The organism is Pseudonocardia pini (genome assembly GCF_013870575.1).
Taxonomy (GTDB): domain Bacteria; phylum Actinomycetota; class Actinomycetes; order Mycobacteriales; family Pseudonocardiaceae; genus Pseudonocardia; species Pseudonocardia pini.
The window spans coordinates 1-2216 of record NZ_JACBXB010000847.1 but is presented as its reverse complement, the minus strand read 5'-3'; the positions used below and the strand labels follow the sequence as shown (position 1 = coordinate 2216).

General features: G+C 72.2%; 3 protein-coding genes. 2 read left to right on the top strand and 1 reads right to left on the bottom strand.

The genetic code is table 11. The features are described from left to right. Together H5J29_RS29830 and H5J29_RS29825 are read left to right on the top strand one after the other, a co-directional pair. On the top strand, window positions 1-442 hold a 442-nt coding region (locus H5J29_RS29830; RefSeq protein WP_181784301.1), incomplete at its 5' end, for a transglutaminase-like domain-containing protein. An 8-nt stretch (window positions 443-450) separates the two neighbouring features. After that, complete coding sequence (locus H5J29_RS29825) at window positions 451-1446, top strand: zinc-binding metallopeptidase family protein (RefSeq protein WP_181784300.1); 996 nt, start codon at window positions 451-453, stop codon at window positions 1444-1446. On the opposite strand, the gene H5J29_RS29820 is transcribed toward H5J29_RS29825, so the two are convergent. Further along, window positions 1409-2216: MFS transporter (locus H5J29_RS29820; RefSeq protein WP_181784299.1), on the bottom strand; the 808-nt coding region annotated here is incomplete at its 5' end. The genes H5J29_RS29825 and H5J29_RS29820 overlap by 38 nt on opposite strands.

Below are 2216 nucleotides of genomic sequence, written 5' to 3'. Positions count from 1 at the left end.
GGCCGCGGCCGAGCTGTGCCGCCGCATCCACGACGACTTCGACTACGTCAGCGGCTCCACCACGGTCCGGTCCACGGTGACCGACCTGCTCACCGGCGGCGAGGGCGTGTGCCAGGACTTCGCGCACCTCGCGGTCGCGGGCCTGCGCAGCCGCGGCCTGCCCGCCCGGTACGTGAGCGGGTACCTGGAGACCCTCCCGCCGCCCGGGAAGCCGAAGCTGCGCGGGGTGGACGCCTCGCACGCGTGGGTCTCGGTGTGGACCGGGGACGGCTGGCTGGACCTGGACCCCACGAACGACAGGGTCGTCGACGAGCAGTTCGTGGTGCTCGCGCACGGCCGGGACTACGGCGACGTCCCGCCGCTGAAGGGTGTGATCTTCACGGACTCGGCCAAGAGTGTGATGGCCGTGTCCGTGGACATGGAACGGCTGTCGGCGGGGTAACGGACCCGGTGCGCGCCTTCGCCTGTCCCCACTGTTCCTTCCTCGTCTACTTCGAGAACTCCGTCTGCCTGAACTGCTCCACGGAGATCAGCTACTCCCGTTCCGCCCGGTCCCTTGTTCGGACCGCGGAGGGGGACCCGTGCGCCAACCTGACCCTCGCGACCTGCAACTGGCTCGCCCCGGATCCGGGCGGGCTCTGTGACTGCTGCGCGCTCACCCGCACCCGCCCCGCGGACGACGACGTCGAGGGCATGAAGGCCTTCGCCCTCACCGAGCAGGCCAAGCGTCGGCTGCTCTTCCAGATCGACGACCTGGGCCTGCCGCTGGCGGGGCGTGCGACGGATCCCGTGGGGGGACTGGCGTTCGACCTGCTCTCCAGCGCGCACGAGCCGGTGACCACCGGGCACGCGAGCGGGATCGTGACCCTCGACCTCGCCGAGGGCGACGCGGGGCACCGGGAGCAGATGCGGGTGCAGCTCGCCGAGCCGTACCGGACCCTGCTCGGGCACCTGCGGCACGAGACCGGGCACTGGTACTGGGAGGTCCTCGTCGACCGGCCGGGCCGGACCGCGGACTTCCGCGCCCTGTTCGGGGACGAGTCGGAGTCCTACATGGACGCCCTGGAGCGGCACTACTCCTCCGAGCCCGCCCCCGGGTGGGAGGAGTCGTACGTGTCCACGTACGCGACCGCCCACCCGTGGGAGGACTGGGCCGAGACCTTCGCCCACTACCTGCACATCCGAGACACCTCGCAGACCGCCTCGGCCTTCGGGATCAGCGTGCACGGCCCGGCGCTGACCTCGGACCCGGAGGAGAGCGAGAAGGACTTCGACGCCCTGGTCGAGACCTGGCTCCCGCTCACCGCCGCGCTCAACGCCGTCAACCGCTCGATGGGCTATGAGGACCTCTACCCCTTCGTGCTGGCCCCGACCGTGCTGGACAAGCTGCGGTTCGTGCACGACCTGGTCATCGCCCGGCCTGCGTACGTGCCGGCGGCAGGGTGACCGCGAGCCCGACGACGGCGAGCAGGACCGCGACCACCATGCCCGCGTGCAGGTCCGCGGTGAGGACCGCGGCGGTGGCGATCGCCAGGCCGATCGCCCCGCCGAACTGGAAGGACATGGTCATCAGGCCACTGGCCAGGCCCTGCTCGGACTCGTCGGCGCTGTCGGTGCCCACGAGCGTGAGCGGTCCGTAGGCCAGCGCGAACGCCACGCTGATCGCGAGCAGCCCGGCCACCATCGCGGCGACGGAGCCGTTCAGCGGGAGGAACGCGGCGTACCCGAGCACCGCCGCGACCAGTCCCGCGACGAGCACCCGGCCGTTGCCGAACCGCCGGACCAGCGGCGGTGCGAGCGTCGGCGCGAGGACCGCGTCCAGGCCGCCGACCGCCAGCAGCAGCCCCGTCTCGATCGACGACCAGCCCAGCCGCTCCTGCAGGAACAGCACGGCCGTGAACTGGAACGCCATGAACGAGCCGACCAGCGTCATCGCCCCGAGGTTCGCCCGGCGCAGGCTCGACACCCGGAGGATCCCCAGCCTCAGCAGGGGCTGCGCGACCCGCCGCTCGACGGCGACGAACCCGGTCAGGGCGAGCACCGCCCCGACCCCGGTGGTCACGCTGACCGGCACGGACACCTCCGGCGCGTGCACCACCGTGAGGATCAGCAGGGACATGCCGAGGGTGAGCAGCAGGGTCCCGGCCAGGTCGAAGCGAGGCTTTGCTCTGCCCGCACCGGTGCGGGCGGGCGGCTCGTGTGCTCTGCCCGCCTCG